Here is a 23,189-nt window from a genome sequence, read left to right as displayed (position 1 = left end):
ACTATTTCAATTCATTTTAAACTTCGTTTATGTCTAATCCACGCTTTCGGTTGATATACACAATAAGGTTCAGATTCCATATAATCACCTGTAACCGCATATGCGCGACTTCTTGACCCACCACACACATAACGAAATTCACACATGCCACATTTACCTTTCAACTTATCTGGTGTTCTTAAATCTTGTAATATTGCTGAGTTAACATAAATATCACTTAAAGGTTGGTGTCTCACATTACCACAGCTTACTGGTAATAAACCACTTGGATAAACATTTCCTAAATGAGATACAAATACAAATCCATTACCATCATTCACACCTTTTGGCGCACGTCCAAGTCCATCAATCGTATTAATATCCATCGTTGTTAAACTATCTTCATAGTTAATCGCATTAAATGTACCGTCTTTCTTCATCTGACGTATCTGTTCCTGCAATACAACACGTCGATAGTGCTGGGCTGATGTTGTCTTTATACCGAATGACACTGTCTTTCTTAATTTATTCAAGAATCTGAAGACGCGTTCATGATCTTCCGGGGATACCATATCTTCAGTCTTACCACGACCTGTTGGTACTAAAAAGAACACACTCCATAACACACAACCCAATTGTTCTACCATTTCCGCCATCTCTTCTAAATAATCTATATTATATCTACTAATTACCGTATTGATTTGTAAAGGCATCTTAAGTTCCTTTAAATAATCAATCGCCTGCATCGTTAAGTCAAAACTGCCTTCAGTTCCTCTAAAGTGATCATGAATCTCTTTAGTATGACCGTCTATACTAAATGCCCATCGTGATAATCCTACATCCCGTGCACGCTGCATGTTCTCTTTTGTTACATTGGGCGTTGCACTTGGTGTCATCGATACACGTACACCTTTTTGTACTGCATATTCACTCAGTTCAAATATATCTTCACGCATCAATGGGTCTCCACCTGTGAATACAAGCATCGGACCATCCATTTGTGCAATATCGTCAATTAACGCTTTACCTTCTTCAGTTGATAACTCAAATGGATTTCTATTCACTTGTGCTTCAGCACGACAATGTAAGCAATGTAATTCACAGGCTCTCGTTACTTCCCATATTACAATAAACGGCTTTTCATTATAATCAATCATGTTTTCACCCCAATGTTTTTATCCAGAATCTATACATCGATTATACACTTTAAAGTTGCATTTTAAATACAACTTTTAAAAAGTCTGATTTTTGTCACAAATATAACTGCTAAAAAAAATTGAGATGCCAATGCATCTCTACTTCTGCAGTTTTATTCAAATCTTTGACCCATGGCGGATAGACTCTAAAAGCCAATTTTCCCTTTGATTTTTCCGACTGAATAATACCTTTTTCAATTAAGACGCTAACAGAAAAAACAAACTGTCCCTCATTATTGTTATCTAGAATATTCGGAGAATTAGAATTAAGTGCAGCAGAAAATGAATATGATTTTTCTAATTTAAAGGTTGAAAGTGTAAGTAAAGATGAAATCGACAATCTTTCTAAAGTCATAGAAATTCATGAAAACAAAAATTCAGAAACTCTAAATATTATTGGAGAATCTGAAGATACAAGTTTCGAACTAAACTACGATATCGAAAACAATGAAGGTAATATAGTATTAGATGATAGAGATAATAGTTTTCAGAAATATTCATACTCTATTGTTAATTTCGTATCAGAAGATGATTATGAAGTTATAGTTAAAAATTTAGATAACAATGAAGAAATTATATATTCAGCAAAAGAATTTAATGCAAGTAACCCTCTAATAATAGGTTATATTATTAGGTATGGTATTAAACAAGCCATTAAAAAGTACGGGAAAGATGCTGTAAGACTAGCGAGACTTGCTATAACAAAATCAAATAGTCCGGTATGGAAAAAATTTAAAAGTGCGAAAAATGGTAGAAAGACTAGCGGATCAGGAAAAAATAAGAGATACTACGAATGGGACAATAGACACAAAGAAATAGAAGTATACAATTCTAATGGAGTACATATCGGAGTTATGGATCCTTTGACAGGACAAATGACTAAACCGGCAGTAAAGGGTATAAGAATAAAAGTATAGAAAGTGAGAGTTTATGAAGAAAAATAGAGGACTTAAGAGGAAATTTAAATCGACATTATATGATTATAACGAAAAGTTAAATGAATATAGTGGATATGCAGAATTATATGTCCCTCAAATAAATTATGTTAACGAAAATATAAGCGGTTATGAATATCAAGTTATTGATTTTCTGATTGAAAATACTAAAGATTCTATTCCTGAATCTGCGGCTTTTATGTATATCATTGATGAGATAAATGCTTTGAATAGTCATTTAATTATTAGTGACGATAATAATGAATTAAATTTAAACCTTATACAAGAACAATCAGAAAAAATTCCTAATTATATCAAACAACTTGAAAGTAAATATAATTTGAAGTTCACACGTAAGGTATCTGTAACGGAAATGAATTTTACTGATTATGTTAATTTAGACGAAGAGGATAAATTTGATATACTATACTACATAAAGAAAGACAAAGAAAAAGTAATATTCGTGACAAATGTATTATGGACTTGGATTAGTAGGTGACAATAAAATAAAGAAAGTAGCTACTTGTTTTGGAATGTCTTTTTGTTGTCTTATATAGTTATAAAGCTCATTACTTATGATATGACTCAGCGTATCGGTTAAGAGTGAGGTTTTTTATAAAAATTAAATGCCAATTCTCAGGTAATGAGAATTGGTATTTATTCTATATTCTTCATTTTATCATAATCAATCAGAACTCCTCGAAGTTCTAAAGCTTCTTCTGCTGCATAAAGTAATTTCTCAAAATCATGATTATCATCACTTAAATCTAGAATTCCTGATTCTAGAATCTTTTTATAATATAATTCTCCTCTTGAGACAACATAACACTTAGTATATAAAATTGCATCTTCAGATAAGTAATCATCATTTTCTACTAAGGGATCATACACTTTTAAAACAGATAGATTTTCAATCATGTTAGCAAGAGTATTATGAAACTGAATAATTTCATCTTTTTTTAATTCAGATAGTTTTTTTATCAACAACTTACTTGAATCATAATTGGCTAAATATTCTTCGATAATTTTCCAAAAAAGGGGTAATGCCATAAAAATATATTCTGATTTATTTTTTTCCAATGTCTGTAGCAGTGCAATTTTTTCTTTATATCTAGAGTTATCATGTTTTTCTAACCATTCATAGTATAAAGATATCGTCGATAGATTCTCGTATAATATCATATCATTAATTTTTATATGGCTGACATCTAAATTTCCTATAACTTTATATAGATTAGAATTTTGTTGAAATTTATCTCCTCTACTTTGATAGTCCATTTTTCTGGTTATAACTTTATTTAAAGCAGCTTTCATTAACAAAGGATTTTCAAGAGTAGGTATTTCTTTAGAAAAATACTTACTTATCATAACTAAAGCAGAATTTTCCTCATAATCTACTTCTAGAACTATCATACAACCATAAAATGAATCTGGTAAACTCTCCAGGATAACATCTCCAATTTTTAAATCACTTATGTTCATTTTTATCTCCTGTGTCCTCTAGGTTTTGGTAATCTGTTCTTTCCTGCTGACATATTGAAAACACCCTTTCTATTCTCTGCTGGCTCTTTGAACAATATGATGCACACCATTCTTTTCAAATACTTTATGTTTTTTCATTCCTATTTTTGATGCTACTTTTTGAGATGGCAAGTTATCTATAGTTGAATATGAATATATCTTTTCAAACCCCAAAACATTAAAAGCATATTCCATACATGCTTTCGCCGCTTCTGAGGCATAACCTTTGTTACAGTATTCTTTGATAATATGAAATCCAATCTCGGGTAGAACCTCTCCATCAATATTTTGCATCGTTATACCACAGTCACCTAAAAAAGTTCCATCTTCTTTCAGAATAACCGCCCATAGACCACAATTATATGTAGCATAATTTTCGATATTCCACTTAATCCATTCTTCAACCTCATGCTCATTAAACGGATGATCATAGTATTGCATAGATATAGGATTAGAGAGGACTTTAGCTATTTTTGCTTTGTCATCTTCTCTTAGCTCACGTAGGATTAAACGTTCCGTTTCTAAAATATTCAAATAGATCACACTCCCTAAAAAGTCTGTTTTGTATTGCTAGTTCGCATCTCTATATTCTATTATCTTTTTTGACTATTAAATTAGTTGCTAAATATTGTTTTACGAATTTACCTTATTCATTAGTTTATTATGTCATCAGTTTTAATAAAAAAGTTATACATGTAATCATACTTTCAATGAAAAACTCCCTACTGACTTTTAAATACATTAATTTACAATAGGGAGTTTATTCAATTAATTATTTATTTCGAGATTTTATGACTTAATATAATTTAATATCCCAATGCTCTCCATCCTCATTCAACTCATAAAAAAATTCTGATAGCTCTGGATTGATAAATATTTCGTACATTTCCATAAAGTCATTACTTACTTTATAATGTTTTAATTCATCCTTTTTTATCCAAAATACCTCTCCTTCTGATGACGATTGCAAATCACCTGTAAAGTCAGTTGCTTTATAGAGTAACACAATATATCTCTCATCTAATTCAGTTATAAATTGTTTAATACCACATAGCTTAGGATTTCGAACAGTTAATCCTGTTTCCTCCAGAACTTCACGAACGACCGAATCATGAAAGGATTCACCCTCTTCAACATGCCCTCCAGGAAATGTTACACCTGGCCACGCTTTACCTTGTCGATCCTGAACTAATATATAATCATCAGGTCGTTCTACCATGCACATATTCGTAATAATTGTCATCTTTGCTCTACTCATCATATGCCCTCATCTCAGTCCTGTTTTATTCGATTATATCATTTCCTATAATAAATATTAGCGTATCTCTGAAGACTACGGTATTTCCTAGAAATAAACGTATCATTTGTGGAAAACTTCAGTAGATTGGTTAATAGCGAGCTGCATATATATAAACAAAAAAGACATGTCAAATCGACATGTCTTTCGCCTCTATCCGCGTGGTTAGACGCAGCAAGGTAGGTCTTCCCTTATTCCTTATATTCAATAATAATTGAAAAGTCACCTATTCGCAAGTATTTATTTCAATATAGTGATTAATTACCTTACTAATACTATCAATATATTTTATTATATAATTGTAACTATCATAGTAATCTCTGTTTAATAACAACCTTTGTAGTAGTCTTTGAAGATTACTAGAAGCTCTATTTTTTATAGATTGATTGCAATACTTATTATGAATCATCAACAATGTTGCAATATCAATAAATGGTTTAGACTGCTTAAAATGTACCTCAATGTTATGCAAACTGAAATAACTATTTAATTCCGGAGTTACATTCGTATCATCAAATAATGGGACATTAATTACAGAATTATGTGCACAACTATTTCTTATATTCCTCACTAACACCAACTGATTACTAGCCAACTTAAATCTTCTATTTTTAGAAGTTTCATAATAAAAAGTTACAAATTTTTCAAAATGATAAAAACTCATAATTTCAAAAGCAACCCAATATGGCGTATTCTGATAAAACTTTTCCCATTCTGGATAAACTTCGTTTTTATTCATTTTATATTTAAAAATATCTCTCTTAGTAATATTTGTTTTATCTATAAATTGATCAATTATATTATATCCATCTTCATTTGGTATCATACTTAAATATTTGTTTAATAATACTTTTAAAGAATGCTCTATATCTAACGTTAATTGTAGTAACGTATATCTCATTTCCATATCAATAGATGCTAATTCTGATAAATAAGCAAATTCTACATTATAGCAACCATCTAGATTTTTTCTAAAATTTTTTCTAAAGTAGAATAGTTTAAATAAATATGTTTTTTCTAATAGAACAATTTGAGCCTCTTCTTCACTAATAATATTGAAATATATTCCTTTATCCTTTAACTTCTGAATTTGTGATGGAACAGGAAGCTTATTTTTCATTTGTTATCACCTTCAATATTTTATGCTATATTCATTATAACATAGAATACGAACATATGTTCTATTTATGATAAGCCTCAGCGTATCGGTTAAGAGTGAGGTTTTTTATAAAAATTAAATGCCAATTCTCAGGTAATGAGTATTGGCATTTAGTATTTATTCTATATTCTTCATTTTATCATAATCAATCTGAACTCCTCGAAGTTCTAGAGCTTCTTCTGCTACATAAAGTAATTCCTCAAAATCATGATTATCATCACTTAAATCGAGAATTCCTGATTCTAGAACCTTTTTATAATATAATTCTCCTCTTGAGACAACATAACACTTAGTATATAAAATTGCGTCCTCAGATAAGTAATCATCGTTATCTACTGTGGGATCAGATACCTTTAAAACAGATAGATTTTCAATCACGTTAGCAAGAGTATTATGAAATTCAATAATCTCTGTTTTACTTAATTTACTCAATTTTGATACTAGCATCTGGTAAGACTCTTTATCAACCAAATTTGTTTCAATTAAACTCCAAAATAGATGTTCACTCATATATTTATATTCATAGTTTTTAGAAGTCGACAATTCAAATTTATTTCTTTCCAATATTGTATGATATTCTTTAGGTGATTCTTTAGATAACCAGTTATAAAATACGGGTAAAGTGCTTATTTCACCAAAGGGATAATTAGTTCTATCAGGTATATTATTCAAATTTCGTATATTACCGATTAATTTATATTTCTCAAGTTTTTGACTAAATTTATCTCCTTTTTTTATATAAGGTAAGTCACATGTCCCTGAACTATCTATTGCGGGGGTTATAATTCTTTTATCACTTAAATCCGGAATTTCTTCATCTATAAACTCAGATATCAATACTTTATAGATACCATCATTATAGTCTAAAATAACCATACAACCATATTTGTTTCTTGGTAATTCTTCAACCAATACATCACCAATGCTAAATTTTTTTTTCATATTTACCTCCTTTTATATCCACGTGGTTTAGGTATTTTATGTACACCGGTTTTCGGAGCTGTTGTTTCTGGGGGTATTAGTTACAGTGCTATGTATGCCTTAGGGAAAAGACATGTCGACGAATGCTATATGGTATGTCAGGAGATTATTGAAACTGAAAAAGCAGATACTTAATATCAGAAATATGTTCTTAAAAAAGAAAGAGTTTGAGTTATCACCTGATGCAGTTATTATCAATCGAAAGTTAACACTCTCTACAGATGAACAGTTAGTTCAAATGTACAACAAATATTCCGGTTCGGAAAATCATTATAAAAAGATGATTATAGTTAGACATCTATTAGAAGATAGGAATTATAAAATTTAATGAATACGACGATCAATGGATAAAGGAGTAATAGTATTATGCATGAAAAAATCAAAGGTTTTTCAAAATCAGCAGGAAATGTTGGAAAGAGAGTAGCTAAAATGACAGGTAAAGGTGCTGAAGGCGTTGTAATTGATTAATATCAATCAGTACTAGACTAATCTTAGGAAAGGGAGTTAGACATGACGTCTAGCCCCTTAAAATATTATTTTTTATTGTTTGTATTTTTAACAATGGCAAATAGTTAATTTAATAGTCGGTTATTAAACTGTTCTTTAAATTCTTTTCTTTTTGTTGAATCGTCAGAATAAAAGCATAGGCCTACTAATCTGACATCATTATTTTCAGCAAGCACTTCAATATCATCTCTTTCACTCAGTGATAACATAAATCGTTCTTTCCATTTATCGTTTAATAATAGATGTTGGCCTTTAGGTTCTACAAATACCTGATAAGTGTATTCACTATCCTTCAAGTACAACAAGAAATCAGGCATGAACCCTCTGACACCATTTATTTCCCTAAACTTAATTTTACGTTCGTTACGTATTAAATAAACTTCTTCATATTTATTATGTAAACCTTCCATCATATTATTTATTAAATCAATCAAATCACTCTCAAGACCATTTACAATAGCTTTATCATAAATATACCAATCATGTTGGGCCATATTTTTTGGTCGTTTCTGATTCTCTAAATCTGAAACATCTCTATTAACATTATTAACTTCAACAACGTAATCATCGATTAATTCTGACATCTTAATACCTTCAAAAATCGTTGTACCTTTAACTTTAAGATAATTATTTTTTATTTTTGTTTCTAGTTTACTTAAATAATCATTTAATATAGATAATTTTATTTTAGGTGAAATTTCATTAACATCCATACTTTGAGGTATAGTTACACTTATGTCTATATCTCCTAGAAAACTTTTTGATTCAATAAATGTCTGCATACTCGTAATACTAGGTACATACTTTTTTAAATTAGAATATCTAAAGAATGGATTACTTCTTAAAGCTTTTTGTAGTATTGGTTTATTAAGCTTTAATCTTACTTCTTTACGATCTTCCGCTATAGCTTTAATACCTTGAGTTAAATTTGACTCACTTACTTTGAATAAATCTCGCCTGTATTCCCTAGACGCATTATAGTTTTCCAAATTCTTATAGTCCTCAGCAGTCGTTGGTATTGTTTTGTTGACATATATTTTGCCAAATTTAAAAAGGTCAGTTTTTTTAAATTTATTTTTCACCCTACCTTCGTGTACCTCACTTATATCAGCATTTGTCTGAACTTTTGCTTCTGTTAAAGATTGGTGTAAATTTTTAATGTAAGAAGAATCATTTATTGTATGATAATGTAAAGTTTCGATTGCTTTTAAATCACTAAATTCTTCATCAAATCTTCGCTTATAAGATTTTTCTTCTTCATAAATAAATGGATAATATCTAGCTCCCCGACCAATGAGTTGCGCTTCTGCATTCGTCGCGTTTTTATTGACCTTTTTCTTTTCATCAACTTTGACAATATCGAAAAGGTTTAAGACGTCCCAACCTTCATTAAGTTTGTATACTGCAAATATAGCTCTTATAGGGTTATCAAGATCTTCTAGATTATTTAGTAATTGCGCATTTTTCTCTTTCTCTTTTTCATTATTAACATTTAATGTTGTTTGTTCATTAAAATCCCATTTCAAATCATCTAATACTTTTAATAAGTTAGTTTTTTTATAAAAACTGAACACTTTACTCCAAATACTATTTTGACCACTGTAAAATTTAAAACCATTATCAATAATTGTTTCTAATTGCTCATACGTTAACTGTTCTAAACGGTCAAGCATCAATTGATGAATTTCTTGTGAGCCTTTAATAGAAGTGGATTGAAACATGATGACTGGTTTAAGCGTTATCTGGTTTTTATCAGCTATATACTTTTTATATTCACTCATTAATAAAGCATGTAGTATTTTATCTTCATTATCTTCACTCGCATATAAAAGCGTAACATTTTTTGAATAACCTTGTTGCATAAATTCCTTTAAATCATAGCGATAAAGAATTCTATGTTTATATTTTTCATAAATATCATCTTCCAACTGTACTGTAGCTGTAAATTCTAACAATTTATTCATTTTGTTTTGCTTCATAAGCCTATCAACGGTTACTTCCCAGTTAGTTTCTTCAATTTGCTGAGTAGTTTTTTTGCCTTTTTTCTTTGTGCTAACATTAAGATGATGGGCCTCATCAGCTAATAATACGATAGGGTAATGAGCTAAATCTTCATAGGTGATTTCATTTTCTCTTGGGTAATTTAATTTATCATGCAATGCATTAATCGTTGTTAATTTAAGATAAATCGTATTTTCATCAGGTAAGATGGGATAATTATCTACTACTTGAATATTTATCAATTTTCCATCAATGACAATACCTTCTGGGTTAAACAAATACTTACTAGATGACGTGTTAGTTAAATTATCATACGTTTTATTAACAATTGCAGTACTATTCACAAAAAACAAGAAATTTTGATAACCTTTTTCTTTAAAGAAATAAAGTATGGATGCAGCTAAAACAAGTGTTTTACCAGAACCAGTCGCCATATTAAACATCAATTCTTTGTTGTATAAATTACTTTTACCATTCTCCTCAAGAAACATTAATCTTTGCACAGCTTCTTCTTGGTACGGTCTTAAGCGATGGTTCAAGTTGTCAATAATATAGTTAGGGATATCTGGATATTGTTTAAATAATTGGTTTTCAATACGATCATGTAGCATTTCATTCATTTTTACTCACCTCCATAGAAACTATGGTTAAATGCTATTTCATCTTCTGTGAAATTATATGATGAATCTTCAATATCAGCGTAATTAACATATAATTGATTACTATCTAATACTCTAATTAGCACTTCTTTTTGGTCTTCAAGTTTTAATTCATGAAATTCTTTTTTAGTACTTGTAAACTTATCAAAATCCACTTCATAATTTAGCACACCATTGCTTAGTAAATCATCAATTTGTTGGTTAAGTTCTTCTTTAGTATCGCAGCGTATTATATTTTCAATAATTTCTTGATTTTCTTTTGCCAATTCAGCATATATAAAAGAGCCTCCACCTTGCCATTTTATATCGTTTGAAATACCATTATTCTTTTTATTGATTAAAGTGTTTTGCAATCTATTAATTGTAATATTATTAATATAATCCATTTGTTCAATCAATATGAATCTTCTATTCAATTTTAAAGCAACTGCACCAGTAGTTCCTGATCCAGCAAAAAAGTCTAATACTATATCATTTTCATTGGAAGTCATTTCTATAATTCTTCTGACTAGTTTCTCTGGTTTTTTTCCTTTTTTAAAGACTACCCCACCTTCATTATGTAAATCGTTTGGTAAAACATCTGTCCATATATCTGTTGCCGGAGATCCAAATGTTTTTAAACCATCTATCTCAACGAGCCTGTCTTCTAAAAATAATATTGCACTACCATTTTTAATATAATAATCTTTATAATCTTCTCTTTCTATTTTAAAGTACTTTTGAGGATTTTTTTTTGATAATTTTTTTATTTCCTTAGCTTTTTTGCTGATTTGATTATCATCTAATGAAACAAACTGAAAAACTTTAGAGACATTATTTAAGACAAATTCTTCTAATTGAATTTCATAATCATTGCCTAAAACTTTTTTTAGCTCTCTTTTAGGTATATTTTTATCTTTAGCGAAGGCTTCTAGTAATGTAGTATACTGCCACTGAGAGTAATGATCGTCTCGATTTATTAAAAAACTATTATAACGTTTATCTCTTTCCTTAGTTGAATAAACCCTGTTTGGTTTCCATAATTCGCTATTTCTACTATAAATTATTATGTATTCAGATACATTCACTAAACCTTTATTAATTACTTTTGCTCCTGAAGCACTAGATCTTTTTATAGTAACAATATTTTGAAGGTTATTTTTACCAAATATTTCATTACATAGTAACATGAGTGGCGCTAGCTCGTGATGGTCGATGACTACACTTATACTTCCATCATCACTTAGTAAGTCTTTAGCAACTTCTAATCTATTTTTCATAAAAGTTAACCAAGTACTTTCATTGAATCTATCATTATATTTAAAACTGTCATTATTAGTATTGTATGGTGGATCAATAAAAATACTTTTTATTTTTTTGTTAAAGCGCTTCTTTAAACTATGTAGAGCTATTAAATTATTACCTTTTAGTATTAAATTTTCTTTTTCTTCGATAGTATTAATATAATGTGAGTTTTCTCTATTATATTTAATACTATTTTGAAGAACTTTAGGAGAAAATAAGGTATCTATTTCATTTTTTGCAATTACTTGATTATAAAATTTTTCATTATTTTTTAAAACACTATCTTCTTTAGTCATACCGCCTTCAAGTACACAATCTTTAAATGGAAAATCTAAAATCACATCAGAATTATAATTTAAAAACTTGCCATTACTTGTTAAGCCAATTTTATTTGTATACTTAGTATAGCTATCTTGCCAGTAATTTTTATAGCGTAACATTGAAATAAATGCTTCTTTGTCAAAAATCTTATACCCATCTACGTCTTGGACATAAGTTTTGGTAATGGTTATATTAGATAAAAGCTTTGAAAGCAAGTTAATATCATTGTTTCTTAAATCTTCTATTATTACTTGTTTTGCTAATTTATTATTTATCCAGTACTTTTCAATTCCATTTAGAACTTTACTGATTTCATCTAATATGTTGGTATTCATAAAATCTCTCCATATATTGAATTTTCATATCAGTTCTAATGATAATAGACTTTAGTAAAAAAATACATAGAGAATCGATTATTATAGCTTTTACGATGAAATTATAATAGATCTGATAAAAAACATATAATTTATGATAAGCTTCACAAAAAGACAATTCTCATAAACCTTATACGTTTTGATACGTTCAAATTGTCTTATAAAGATGTTGAAAAAACCGCATCATTTGTGATAACTTTCAGCGTATCGGTTAAGAGTGAGGTTAATTTATAAAAATAAATACCCTTCGGATTCACATCAATTGACCACCTTTCAAGTGCTTTTCATTTATTACTATAATTTTTAATATCAAATTTTATAACCAGTAAAGCATTCCGAATAAAATATAATTAACAAGTTTTTTACGAATTACTTATTATCTCATCAATGTTTTAGAGAATACCTTTAATAACATTTATCTAGTATTTAAGTTAAATGCATATGAATCATCGCTTCCAATACTGATATAAAATGCTCGTTCATTCTTAATCTCAATCACAAATCTTTTTCTATACTTTTCAAAATGAACTGTGTCTAAATCTAAATTTTCATCTAAAAAATACACACCCTGAACATTATAATTACCATCATGACTAGTACAGTTCATTATTTCCCTTATGATATTATCATCTAATTTATAATCAAAAAATATATGATTACACTTTTCTCGATAATCTATATGGTTTTTTGTCAAATAATCCATCGTTTTTTAAACTTAATTTTACATGTAGTTTTTGTCACATTAAATACTCATTTTATGCACGGATTCTCGAAAATTATAATCTAGTCTAATACATAAAGGAATGACAAGTTCTTTATTAAAAAGAGAAAGAAGGGATTGTAAAGTATGAGAAAAAAGAAACTATTGATAAGCTTGTTTTCTCTAATGATGGTCATTGTTTTATCAGCTTGTACAAGCAATGACGAAGGAGCATCTGTAGAAGATACTAACCATGGAAAGCATTCAAATAAAGAGATGAATATGAATGAGGACAATGAAGGTTCTATGGAAGAAAATATGAATGGCTCCTCCAGTGAAGGAGAAATGAATAATGGTTCCATGGGTAATGGTCATATGGATCATGATGATGTGGTAAGTCTAATTGATTCGACAGGAGAGAATGAACTGAGTATCCCCCCTGTACTCAAAAGCGACAGCAACAAAGGTATTGAATATACAATACGCGCGCAAAAAGGAGAAACAGAAATATTTGATGGCGTTCAAACAAAAACATATGGTTATAATGGCTCGTTTTTAGGTCCCATGCTTCAATTTGAAAAAGGAGATACTGTGAAGATAAACTTAATCAATGAACTCGATGAAAACACCACTTTTCACTGGCATGGATTGGAAGTGCCGGGGAATGACGATGGCGGTCCACATAATGTATTAGAGCCAGGCAAAGAGAGTACTATTGAATTTGAAGTGACACAGGAAGCTGCCACATTATGGTTTCATCCCCACCCGGAAGGAAAAACTTCTGAACAAGTGTACAACGGACTTGCTGGGTTAATTTATATCGAGGACCAAAATTCAAAAAAACTCGAATTGCCAAGCGAATATGGAGAAAATGATATTCCTCTCATTTTCCAGGACAGAGTCTTTGATGACGAAAAACAGTTGAATTATAAAGCAACAGCAAATGAAGATGGCACAGTCGGGGATACATCATTAATTAACGGCACATTGAATCCAAAATTAACTGTAGATAAAGAAAAAGTAAGGCTTCGACTTTTAAATGGCTCAAATGCAAGAAATTACACCTTTAAACTAAATACAGGAGATGCTTTTGTACAAGTCGCAACGGACGGCGGGTTTTTAAATGAACCGGTCTCAATGGAAGAAATCACACTCACGCCTTCAGAACGGGCCGAAATAATTATTGACTTCTCACAAGTTAAAACTAATGAAGAGATTGCTCTAGTAAACGAAGAAGGTACCACGCTCTTACCTTTTGAAATCACAGATCAAACAGATAAGAACATGGATATATCTGATGAAATGAATGACTTTTCAGTTACGGAAGAAGAAAAGAACCTGCCAGTAACAAAAGAAATTGAACTTTTTGGCATGATGGATCATGTAACGATAAATGGTAAAAAATTTGACCCTGAAAGAATTGATTTTACGCAGGAACAAGGTGTCACCGAAGTATGGGAAATCTATAATAAACCAGACATGATGGGCGGCATGATTCATCCGTTCCACATCCATGGCGCTCAGTTTAAGATCCTTTCCAGGAATGGAGAAACACCACCTGAGAACGAAAGAGGCTGGAAAGATAGTTTTTCCGTTGCCCCGGATGAGACTGTAAAAATTGCCATTCAGTTTAAAAATAAAGGCATATATATGTTCCACTGTCACATACTTGAACATGAGGACAATGGGATGATGGGACAGGTTAAAGTAGAGTAAGCTCCAAAGCTTCAATCTAATAACAAAAAAGGAACTATTTCTTGATTTTTTCTAGACGAATTACAATATTGAGTAAGTTGGAGAAGGACAATCATCATTAAAATTATGTGCAGTTTCTATGGAGTTTTACCATATCGGTTTATATGCGAAATGGATGGGTATTCAATTAATGTAAGTGCATTCAATTCTATAGGAGGGATTTATAATGGTTCATGAACAACATCAACAACTGATTCAGACGTTACATGAATGTATGGAAGCCTGTAACCACTGTTACGATGCCTGTCTGAGGGAAGAAGACGTAAAAATGATGGCGGAGTGTATCCGATTGGATCGTGAATGTGCAGATATCTGTGCATTTTTAGAACAGGCTCTGACAAGAAATTCACCATTTTCTTCTGATCTGGCGGCAGTATGTGCCAAGGTCTGCGAAGCATGCGGCAACGAGTGTCAAAAACATGACCACAATCACTGCCAGAAATGTGCAGATGCGTGCTTCAAATGTGCAGAGGCTTGTAAAGAAATCGCCTAAGCACAATACTTAGAAAGAAGTGGTATGTCGGAACTTATTCTGGACATACCACTTCTTTTATTGGGTATTCGGATTTTATGGTGGAAAAGGGCTTATAAATCACCCTTCTCCAAATTCTTAATAAGTGTGGAAAAATCGACGCCAAAGTTGTCTGTAATGTTATGATCATTCACTTCATACCAATTGAAATTATCGTGTAACATAGCTTTATTGAAAGCACTTGAATTAAATCGTGGCTTACGCTTTTTATGGAGCTTCTCATTGAAAAGGATTTTGGCTCGTAAGGCATCAAACGAGTAACCTCTACCCATTCGCTCTACCTGCCTAATAATGCTGTTAATTGACTCCGTATAAGCGTTAGTGAGCCTTTTATCAAAGTAGTTGAATATTTCGACATGCCAGTTGTCTACGGCTCTCACGAGGTTTTTATATGCATCTTTAGAGTTACTGGACATACAACGGTGTCTCCATTGACTATAACGAAGACGACCTTCATCTGAATCAGGAGTATCCCATATCCAGTAAAACTCTTCTTTGAGTTCATAGGCTTCTTTTAAGGCAGGGAGATTACCTAACCAAGTCTCTAAGAGGAATGATTCACGTTCATTTAGATCGTGTTTACGCTTTAGAAGGATAAACCTTTCACGCATAAGGGTACGTCTTTCTTTTTGGCTCATATGAGCTTTCAAAGACTTTCTGACGTTATCTAAGGCTTGATTAGCCATTCTAACTACATGAAACTTATCTACGACCACTTTAGCGTGTGGAAGGATAGTGTTCACTGCGTCTTTGTAGGGCTTCCACATATCCATTGTGACGTACTCAATATAAGTCCTGTCACTGATTTCTGAAAGACGTTGGATGACTGTTTCCTTGTTACGGTTAGGCTTGATGTCATAAATAGTCCTGCGTTCAATATTAGTCAATACAAGCCGAGGTCTTCGGATAATATGTATCTCGTCTATCCCAAGCCACTTAGGAGTTTCAAACTGGTATTCACGTTCTTTGAGTGCCACATAGTCCTTAAAAACATTCCTAATAGTTTTCTCGTCAACGCCAACGCTTTCTGCGACTTCTACAAAGGTCTTAGACATGGATTGCTAATGAATAGACTTTAAAAGCCTTTTGGTCATACTACGCTTTTCATCTACAGATACTAGGCGTTCCCAGAAGGTAGATCCGCATTCACGACACTTGTATCGTCTACGGTTCAATTGTAAGCCCACTCGCTTTAAACGAATGGGCAAATCCATAATTAGTTGATTTCTTGAACTGTGTTTGTACAATTTGTCAAAACCACATTCAGGACAACGTTCAGGTGATCCGACTGCTTCAACTTTAAACATCATATCGATTTCATTTTCTTGTGGTGATTCTATTGTTTTAATGTCTGGTAGGGATAATAAATCTGACATATTGTTCATCCTTTATTACTCTGCGGTGTTAAGGTATCAAATATAGATTTGATGTCGAAATCATCAGTGTTAAATTATTTTTGTGACCACAAATGCACTTAGAAAATCCCTTAAAGCATTTATATAATGGGTGATCGCAAAATAGTGTATGAAATCCTTTTGTAGACTTTGCTAAACTACTGCACACTTTAGTACAGTATTAGCTGGTTCACTTGAATAGGGAATTGTAAAAAAAGTTCCCTTAGACTGCACAACAAGATAATTTCGAAACATTTTTATCGAACGTAAGTGCAGCTAATTTTAGCCCTTCAGCCATTGTTAAATATGGTGCTAGGGTTTCTGTTAAATCTTCTATCGTTAAGTTAAATTTAACAGCTAATGATGCTGCATAGATGACATCTCCTGCATTCTCAGATACAATATGAACCCCTAATACTTTTAGTGTTTCTGCATCTGCTACTAGTTTAAATACACCGGTTGTTTCACGGTTTACAATTGCTCTTGGAACAGCATCTAAAGGTAATACAGATGTCTTCACATCATACCCTTTCTCTTTTGCTTGTTCTTCTGTTAAACCAACCGTTGCAACCGTTGGATTCGTAAACGTAACAGCAGGAACTACCGATAAATCTATTTTTTTGTTTAATCCACCGATAGCATTATCAGTAATAATTCCACCTTCATAGGCTGCTACATATACAAATTGCGGTCCTAACGTCACATCTCCTGCTGCATAAATCTTTTCATTACTTGTTTGACCAAAATCATTGATCAGGATTTCATTATTTTTTCCGGTTTCAACACCTGCCGCACTTAAATTTAAAGAATCCGTATTTGGTTTTCTTCCAGTGGCAACAAGTAACTGATCTGATTCAATAACTTCTTTACTGCCATTTACTGTTACGTAAACCTTTTTTATCTCTTCACTTTGTACAACACGCTCAAAAGTTGCCCCTTTGACAAGGCTTATCCCCTGTTCAATTAACGCTTTTTCAACTGACTCTGAAATCTCAGGATCATACTCCTTTAAAAGTCGCTCACTTCTTTGCATAAGCGTTATTTCTGAACCTAAATGATGAAATAGTTGTCCAAGCTCCATTCCAATGTATCCTGAACCAATTACAGTTAATCGTTTTGGTATTTTCTTTAACTCAAGAAGTGTTGTACTAGTTAAATAGTCCATTTCTTCAAGTCCTGAAATTTGGGGCAATGAAGAAGATGCACCTGTTGCAATTAAAAAGCGTTTTGCAGATAACTTTGCCCCATTGACCTCAACCGTACTAGCATCAACGAATTTTGCTTCACCTTTAATTAAATCAAAATTATATTCATCAATTAAATCCACATATTTTTGATTCCGAAGTTCGCTCACCAATTTATCCTTTTGCGTGATTAAACTAGCTAAATCCACTTCTCCAGCGGATGTTTGTAAACCTATAAACGGGTTGTCTTTTGATAAATGATTGATTTCCCCTGCCCTAAGAAGAGTTTTTGACGGAACACAGCCAATATTCACACAGGTTCCCCCAACCGTTCCACGCTCAATCATTCCAACTTTTGCACCGTATTCTATAGCTTTAATTGCCGATGAAAAGGCAGCAGCACCAGAACCAATAATAAGAAGGTCATAATTGTCTTCATTACTTAACGCCACGTTTTCTAGTGATGATACTTCTTCAATTTCTCTGGCTTTGTAATTTGCTTCATCAATCGCCTTTATTGCACTTTCAACCTCAATTTCATTGGGTAGTTCAAATACTACTTCACCACGACGAAAACTAGACTCAATATTTTTAGCACCTATCTTTTCAAGTGCTGATTCAACGTGTTTTTCACAACCCGCACAGGTCATTCCTTGAATGTTTACCTTAAATTTATTCATAATAAAGCCCCTTTCGTTAATCTCTCATGTTAATGTTTCTATTATTGGACACGAATGTAATTGCTTTTCATCTGGACATCGTTGTTTTAAGTCGTCTAACATAGTTTCAATTCGTTTTAAATCCTCTATTTGTTTTTGAACTTCCATTTGTTTTTTAGAAACAAATTCGAACATATCTTGACAACGAACTTCATCTTTATCTACAACACCAAGTAATTTATAAATCTCGTTTAAAGAAAATCCAAGTTCCTGTATTCGTTTAATAAACCCAACACGCTTAACGTCATCATATGAATATATCCGATAACCAGCTTCCGTTCGGTGAGGTTCTTGTAGTAAATTTTTTCGCTCGTAATATCTAATCGTTTCTTTATTAACGCCACATTTTTCTGCAAACTCACTAATGCGGTAAATCATCTTATTTCACCCCATGAATATTATAAACCGTGTACCATAGTACACGGTCAAGTAAATTGGACTATTTTATTTTTTTCCCAACGTATCACTCGTATGTGATTGATACTTTTATAATACTATTGATTGTCCTAACATCCCACTAGAAAATTTGATTTAAACACCAGTTGTTTTTAAACTATTAAAAAAGTAATTCCACTATATATTCCGAAGACCCCTTTTATTTCCGGTTAAGATTGTACCCAGCATTTTAACGAAAATATACATTAAGGTGTATTTGCATTATTAATTAAGAGTGCCCTTGATTTTGACAATACTTATAAGAGACGCCTTAGTTTAGACAAGGTTATAAAAACAGTTGAGTTCGCTTAGAACCATCGTTGCAAGGAGGAGTAAACCGAATTCCCTTCAAAACAGTCATTAATGTATCTGTTAATTCATATAATAAAAAGAGCTTATCCATACAGATTATCCATTTGAGGTAGATAATCCAGTAAAGATAAGCTGTCTTTTTTATATTCACTCATTAGCATCACCTCAGAAATAATAGTCTCTAAAACATATGCCTATGGTTTGTGCAGTTAGTATGCAGTTTTTAAAATATTTCAAATTAATTTTAGCAATGTGCTCAAAATCTACATTTTTAAGCAGTCGATAATATGAGAAAGCTACTTTCTAATCCACTTGTAGCCCACGCCCCACACCGTGTGAAAGTAATCATCGATAGGAAAGCCGACTTCCCGAATTTTTTTCCGCATATTTCTAACATGGGAATCCACAGTACGTCCTTCCGTTTCAGAATGCATGCCCCACACTAAATCAATCAATTGATCTCTAGAAAATATCCTTCCTGGATTTTTCATGAGTAATCCAATGATTGCAAATTCTTTTGGTGTTAATTTTACAAGCTGTTTTTTATAGGATAGTTCAAATTTATCTTCGTCCCATAACAGTCTTTCGACTTCAATCCGGTTGACAGGTCTTGTTCTTCTTAGTAATGCATCCATTCTTGCAACCAATTCTTCTTCATTAAAAGGTTTTGTTATATAGTCATCTGCACCCAGCTTGAGTCCTTTTACAATATCTTCTTTCTGCTCACGTGCAGTCACCATGATAATAGGTACATCTGAGTATTGCCGTATTTCTCTGCATACTTCCCATCCATTCATTTCAGGCATCATGATATCCAGTAGAATAAGATCAAACTTCTCTTCTTTAACAAACTTAAGCCCTGCTTTTGCACCTACTGCTTTTCGACAAAAATAAGGGTAAGGTTTCAAGTATAATGTCAACAGTTCGAGCATTCTCTCTTCATCATCGATTAACAGCACTTTATTCATTTACATTCTCCTTCTTTAAAGATATGACGAAAACAGTCCCCTTGCCAAGTGTACTTTCTACTCCAATCTCGCCACCATGCAACTCCACAATTTCTTTAGCGATTGTCAGCCCGAGACCAGACCCTCCGCTTATCCGAGATCTAGACTTTTCAGAACGATACAGTCGATCGAATATAAAGGGTATATCTTTTTCTGGGATTCCTTCTCCTGTATCTGAAATAGTTGTTAAAATTTCATTTTTATTTTGAATAACTTCCATTGTGATATGACCTTTCTCGGGAGTATACTTTATTGCATTATCTAATATATTCAATATAACTTGTTGAATTCTTTCGGGATCTACCATAACAACCAAGTTGTCCGGACAATGAAAGAAAAGCTCTATCTTTTTTTCATTGAGCGCTGGACGGATTCGTGCTAAAACCGTCTCAATCAAAGCGCTAAATACTACCCTCTCTTTTGTGATGGCAAATTCATTATGATCGATTTTAGCTAATTCAAACAGATTTTTTATCAGGTCTGCTAAATGCTCTGTTTCTTCCTGAATGATTTTAATGTATCTATTCCTGTCCGTCGTGGATATTTCTTTTCTGCCAATAATATCCGTATACCCTTTCATATAGGTTAAAGGTGTTCGTAGCTCATGCGATATACTCCCTAAAAATTCATTTCTCTCGTTTTTTAAACGTTCCAAATCTTGCGACAGCAAAGTAATCGAAGTCGCCAAATCTCCAAGCTCATCTTTTCGATGTGTATACAATTCCACGTTATGATTGCCTCTACTTAATTGTTCTGTCGCTTTTTTCATCCTCAATACCGGTTGGGTAATAACTCTGGAAAGAATAAACACCGTTATAACAGTCAGAAGTATAGTCAATAGACCCACAAGCCAAAACTTATGGCTGAGATGATCAATAATTCGTTCGATGCTATCACTTTCAGCAAACATAAAAACATGCCCGCTATGAGTTTCGTTAAAAGTAAGTGGGCTGTCTGTAGAGACATATTTTTCTTCTGACCAATTTGATTTCAGAATGGCTCCTTCTTGTGGTATTTCATCATAATCAGTATGTTCAATGACAGTTTTCATTTCTGGTTCAACTGGATCAGAACTGATGATTACTTTTCCATTCTCATCTGTTATCACCGCAATAAAATCTGATTCTGACTCCATAATAGCAACATGCTCCAGTGTCGTGGTTGTATAGTTTTCTTCTAATACGTCTCTGTGTGTATTCCCCCGAGCCAATAAATCCCCCATCACTTCCTCCACACGATCAGCGACCAGATTTGTATATAGGATATAGAATAATATGATTTCAATAATAAGAATCACCAGAAAAAACAAAAGTCCGATTTTTAAAGCTAATTTATTGAACATAAAAGCCTCCTCAGTTTTCTGCAACAGTATAAATCGTAATATATCATCTTATCATTTTGTTTATTAGTCATATTATATAGAAAAGTAGTATTTTTATTATGAATAATTCAGCTTATTTTACTTTTCCCACAACTAAAATTTTCTTCCACTATTCTTATGAGCCGTCATTAGACACATAACTATTTCTGTTTATAGTCTAGATTGCTAACTCATCTTCGTTCTGTGGATTGATTGCAACATACAAAATACCATCATCTTTCATTTCCACTATCTTTCGATAAAATAACCTAGCAGAGGTAGCAGCTGCAACGAAGTTTTAGTCTGAAAAATGTATGACTAAGTATAACACCTGACCGTCAATATTTTTTAAATTTAAAGGGTGACTCGAAGTTACATGAGTGATTTTACCACATCCCGCTAAAAATATAGATGATAATATTATATTATTAATTATTAATTTTCTTGGTATCATGATTATATTCGCTACTCTCTTTATAGATTTTATTATTTAAATATCGATTTTTCATGCAGATTTGAAGGAAGCGCTGAGATATCATCCACGGTTAATAAACCTTTAAATTGAAATCCAATATGTCGAGTCGGTAATATTATTCTTGATTAAATACATTTATTTTTCATTGAATCTGCACGTAAACTGCAAAATTTATTGGTAAAGTTCTCAGTATAACTAATAAAATGGAGGGTATATACATGGTAAAAAACAAAATATTATTAGGACTTCTTTCCATATTTGCTGTATTTTTAATGGCTGCCTGTGGTAATGGGGAAACTCAGCCTAATGAAGAAAGCCAAAGCACTGAAACAGAGTCTAGATCTGAAGAGGAAATGGACATGGAATCACATTCTGAAGGTCATATGGAACATTCAGCCGATGAGATGTCCAGTTCGGGTGAAGTGCCTGAAGATTTGAAAGAAGCAGAAAATCCAACTTATGAAGTCGGAAGTCGGACAATTATTGAAGCAGAGCACATGCAAGGTATGGATGGTGCTGAAGCAACAATTTCCGGTGCTTTTGACACGACTGTCTATACTGTCTCATACACACCTACGAATGGTGGAGACCCTGTGGAAGATCATAAATGGGTCATCCATGAAGAATTGGAAGGTCCAGGAGAAGCACCACTGGAGCCCGGCACTGAAGTGACCTTGGATGCGGATCACATGAAAGGCATGGATGGTGCAACAGCCACGATTGACTCAGCTGAAGAAACGACTGTCTATATGGTAGATTTTGTTACAACAGATACTGAAGAAGAAGTGCAGAATCATAAGTGGGTTACAGAAAGTGAACTGGCACCTGTGGAATAAATTATTGAATAGTAATATAGGATAAAAGCATGGATTCCTGATTACAAAGAAAAAATCCGGCAAATCTGAAGTGCACCCCTAAAGTTGAACCTTAAAATTCAACTTTAGGGGTGTTTATTTTGAATAAAAAGCATGAACTTGATTTTAAATTAAGAATTATTAAAGAATATAAAGATGGAAATATTGGCTATGATTCATTGGGTAGAAAATATGATATTCAACCTTCAATACTAAGAACATGGATTTATCAATTTGATACCTTCGGT

21 protein-coding genes and 1 pseudogene are annotated in these 23,189 nt (G+C 32.1%); 7 read left to right on the top strand and 15 right to left on the bottom strand.

What is annotated here, in order from left to right; all coding sequences use genetic code 11:
* Positions 1 to 11: 11 nt before the first annotated feature.
* Both JJJ02_RS10590 and JJJ02_RS10585 read right to left on the bottom strand, forming a co-directional pair.
* Positions 12 to 1,136, bottom strand: coding sequence for a TIGR04053 family radical SAM/SPASM domain-containing protein (locus tag JJJ02_RS10590; protein ID WP_240838876.1), 1,125 nt, complete (start codon positions 1,134 to 1,136; stop codon positions 12 to 14).
* A gap of 109 nt (positions 1,137 to 1,245) precedes the next feature.
* Positions 1,246 to 1,530: a MepB family protein gene (locus tag JJJ02_RS10585; protein ID WP_240838874.1), complete on the bottom strand. Its 285-nt coding sequence runs from the start codon at positions 1,528 to 1,530 to the stop codon at positions 1,246 to 1,248.
* Here JJJ02_RS10585 and JJJ02_RS10580 point away from each other — a divergent pair.
* Positions 1,412 to 2,092: an SAR2788 family putative toxin gene (locus JJJ02_RS10580; protein WP_240838872.1), complete on the top strand. Its 681-nt coding sequence runs from the start codon at positions 1,412 to 1,414 to the stop codon at positions 2,090 to 2,092. The two genes, JJJ02_RS10585 and JJJ02_RS10580, sit on opposite strands and share 119 nt — an antisense overlap.
* Positions 2,093 to 2,105: 13 nt before the next feature.
* Complete coding sequence (locus JJJ02_RS10575) at positions 2,106 to 2,609, top strand: hypothetical protein (protein WP_240838870.1); 504 nt, start codon at positions 2,106 to 2,108, stop codon at positions 2,607 to 2,609.
* A 158-nt stretch (positions 2,610 to 2,767) separates the two neighbouring features.
* Here the strand turns inward: JJJ02_RS10575 and JJJ02_RS10570 are convergent, their stop codons facing one another.
* The 5 genes from JJJ02_RS10570 to JJJ02_RS10550 form a co-directional block, all read right to left on the bottom strand.
* Positions 2,768 to 3,592 (bottom strand): DUF4240 domain-containing protein, encoded by an 825-nt coding sequence (locus JJJ02_RS10570; protein WP_240838869.1) that lies wholly within the window; start codon positions 3,590 to 3,592, stop codon positions 2,768 to 2,770.
* A gap of 69 nt (positions 3,593 to 3,661) precedes the next feature.
* Positions 3,662 to 4,165 (bottom strand): GNAT family N-acetyltransferase, encoded by a 504-nt coding sequence (locus JJJ02_RS10565; protein ID WP_240838868.1) that lies wholly within the window; start codon positions 4,163 to 4,165, stop codon positions 3,662 to 3,664.
* A 262-nt stretch (positions 4,166 to 4,427) separates the two neighbouring features.
* Positions 4,428 to 4,889: an 8-oxo-dGTP diphosphatase gene (locus tag JJJ02_RS10560; RefSeq protein WP_240838866.1), complete on the bottom strand. Its 462-nt coding sequence runs from the start codon at positions 4,887 to 4,889 to the stop codon at positions 4,428 to 4,430.
* Between the two features lie 265 nt (positions 4,890 to 5,154).
* Positions 5,155 to 6,048: an Abi family protein gene (locus tag JJJ02_RS10555; RefSeq protein WP_240838864.1), complete on the bottom strand. Its 894-nt coding sequence runs from the start codon at positions 6,046 to 6,048 to the stop codon at positions 5,155 to 5,157.
* Between the two features lie 156 nt (positions 6,049 to 6,204).
* Positions 6,205 to 7,029 carry a DUF4240 domain-containing protein gene (locus tag JJJ02_RS10550; RefSeq protein WP_240838862.1) on the bottom strand — a complete coding sequence of 275 codons (825 nt, stop codon included), beginning with the start codon at positions 7,027 to 7,029 and terminating at the stop codon, positions 6,205 to 6,207.
* A gap of 112 nt (positions 7,030 to 7,141) precedes the next feature.
* On the opposite strand from JJJ02_RS10550, the gene JJJ02_RS10545 reads away from it, so the two are divergent.
* Entirely contained in the window at positions 7,142 to 7,396 is a 255-nt protein-coding gene (locus JJJ02_RS10545; RefSeq protein ID WP_240838860.1) for a hypothetical protein, read from the top strand.
* Positions 7,397 to 7,640: 244 nt separating this feature from the next.
* Here JJJ02_RS10545 and JJJ02_RS10540 read toward each other — a convergent pair whose 3' ends face one another.
* The 3 genes from JJJ02_RS10540 to JJJ02_RS10530 all read right to left on the bottom strand — a co-directional run bounded on the left by JJJ02_RS10540 (position 7,641) and on the right by JJJ02_RS10530 (position 12,821).
* On the bottom strand, positions 7,641 to 10,196 hold the full coding sequence (locus JJJ02_RS10540) for a DEAD/DEAH box helicase family protein (RefSeq protein ID WP_240838858.1): 2,556 nt from the start codon (positions 10,194 to 10,196) through the stop codon (positions 7,641 to 7,643).
* A gap of 2 nt (positions 10,197 to 10,198) precedes the next feature.
* Complete coding sequence (locus JJJ02_RS10535) at positions 10,199 to 12,175, bottom strand: DNA methyltransferase (protein WP_240838856.1); 1,977 nt, start codon at positions 12,173 to 12,175, stop codon at positions 10,199 to 10,201.
* A gap of 454 nt (positions 12,176 to 12,629) precedes the next feature.
* Complete coding sequence (locus JJJ02_RS10530) at positions 12,630 to 12,821, bottom strand: hypothetical protein (protein WP_147329907.1); 192 nt, start codon at positions 12,819 to 12,821, stop codon at positions 12,630 to 12,632.
* 240 nt (positions 12,822 to 13,061) lie between these two features.
* Here JJJ02_RS10530 and JJJ02_RS10525 point away from each other — a divergent pair, with 240 nt between their 5' ends.
* Positions 13,062 to 14,630, top strand: a complete 1,569-nt coding sequence (locus JJJ02_RS10525) for a multicopper oxidase family protein (RefSeq protein ID WP_240838854.1) — start codon at positions 13,062 to 13,064, stop codon at positions 14,628 to 14,630.
* Positions 14,631 to 14,835: 205 nt separating this feature from the next.
* Positions 14,836 to 15,162, top strand: a complete 327-nt coding sequence (locus JJJ02_RS10520; protein ID WP_239242204.1) for a four-helix bundle copper-binding protein — start codon at positions 14,836 to 14,838, stop codon at positions 15,160 to 15,162.
* 92 nt (positions 15,163 to 15,254) lie between these two features.
* Here JJJ02_RS10520 and JJJ02_RS10515 read toward each other — a convergent pair.
* The 5 genes and pseudogenes from JJJ02_RS10515 to JJJ02_RS10495 all read right to left on the bottom strand — a co-directional run bounded on the left by JJJ02_RS10515 (position 15,255) and on the right by JJJ02_RS10495 (position 21,594).
* Positions 15,255 to 16,577, bottom strand: a pseudogene (locus JJJ02_RS10515) (ISL3 family transposase).
* 241 nt (positions 16,578 to 16,818) lie between these two features.
* The gene (merA, locus tag JJJ02_RS10510) at positions 16,819 to 18,459 is read right to left on the bottom strand and encodes a mercury(II) reductase (protein ID WP_096636823.1); all 1,641 of its coding nucleotides are present in this window, start codon (positions 18,457 to 18,459) and stop codon (positions 16,819 to 16,821) included.
* Between the two features lie 24 nt (positions 18,460 to 18,483).
* Positions 18,484 to 18,876 (bottom strand): mercury resistance transcriptional regulator MerR, encoded by a 393-nt coding sequence (gene merR, locus JJJ02_RS10505; protein WP_020220203.1) that lies wholly within the window; start codon positions 18,874 to 18,876, stop codon positions 18,484 to 18,486.
* A gap of 665 nt (positions 18,877 to 19,541) precedes the next feature.
* Positions 19,542 to 20,213, bottom strand: a complete 672-nt coding sequence (locus JJJ02_RS10500; RefSeq protein ID WP_240838852.1) for a response regulator transcription factor — start codon at positions 20,211 to 20,213, stop codon at positions 19,542 to 19,544.
* Positions 20,206 to 21,594 (bottom strand): sensor histidine kinase, encoded by a 1,389-nt coding sequence (locus JJJ02_RS10495; RefSeq protein WP_240838850.1) that lies wholly within the window; start codon positions 21,592 to 21,594, stop codon positions 20,206 to 20,208. The genes JJJ02_RS10500 and JJJ02_RS10495 overlap by 8 nt, the downstream gene beginning before the upstream one ends.
* 711 nt (positions 21,595 to 22,305) lie before the next feature.
* On the opposite strand from JJJ02_RS10495, the gene JJJ02_RS10490 reads away from it, so the two are divergent.
* Together JJJ02_RS10490 and JJJ02_RS10485 are read left to right on the top strand one after the other, a co-directional pair.
* Positions 22,306 to 22,923 carry a YdhK family protein gene (locus JJJ02_RS10490; protein ID WP_188017775.1) on the top strand — a complete coding sequence of 206 codons (618 nt, stop codon included), beginning with the start codon at positions 22,306 to 22,308 and terminating at the stop codon, positions 22,921 to 22,923.
* Between the two features lie 110 nt (positions 22,924 to 23,033).
* Positions 23,034 to 23,189, top strand: a 156-nt coding sequence (locus JJJ02_RS10485; RefSeq protein WP_240837207.1) for a transposase, incomplete at its 3' end; no start/stop codon positions are given.

This window comes from Macrococcus sp. PK (assembly GCF_022501545.1).
Lineage (GTDB): Bacteria > Bacillota > Bacilli > Staphylococcales > Staphylococcaceae > Macrococcoides > Macrococcoides epidermidis.
This window is presented reverse-complemented; position numbering and strand designations above follow the sequence as displayed.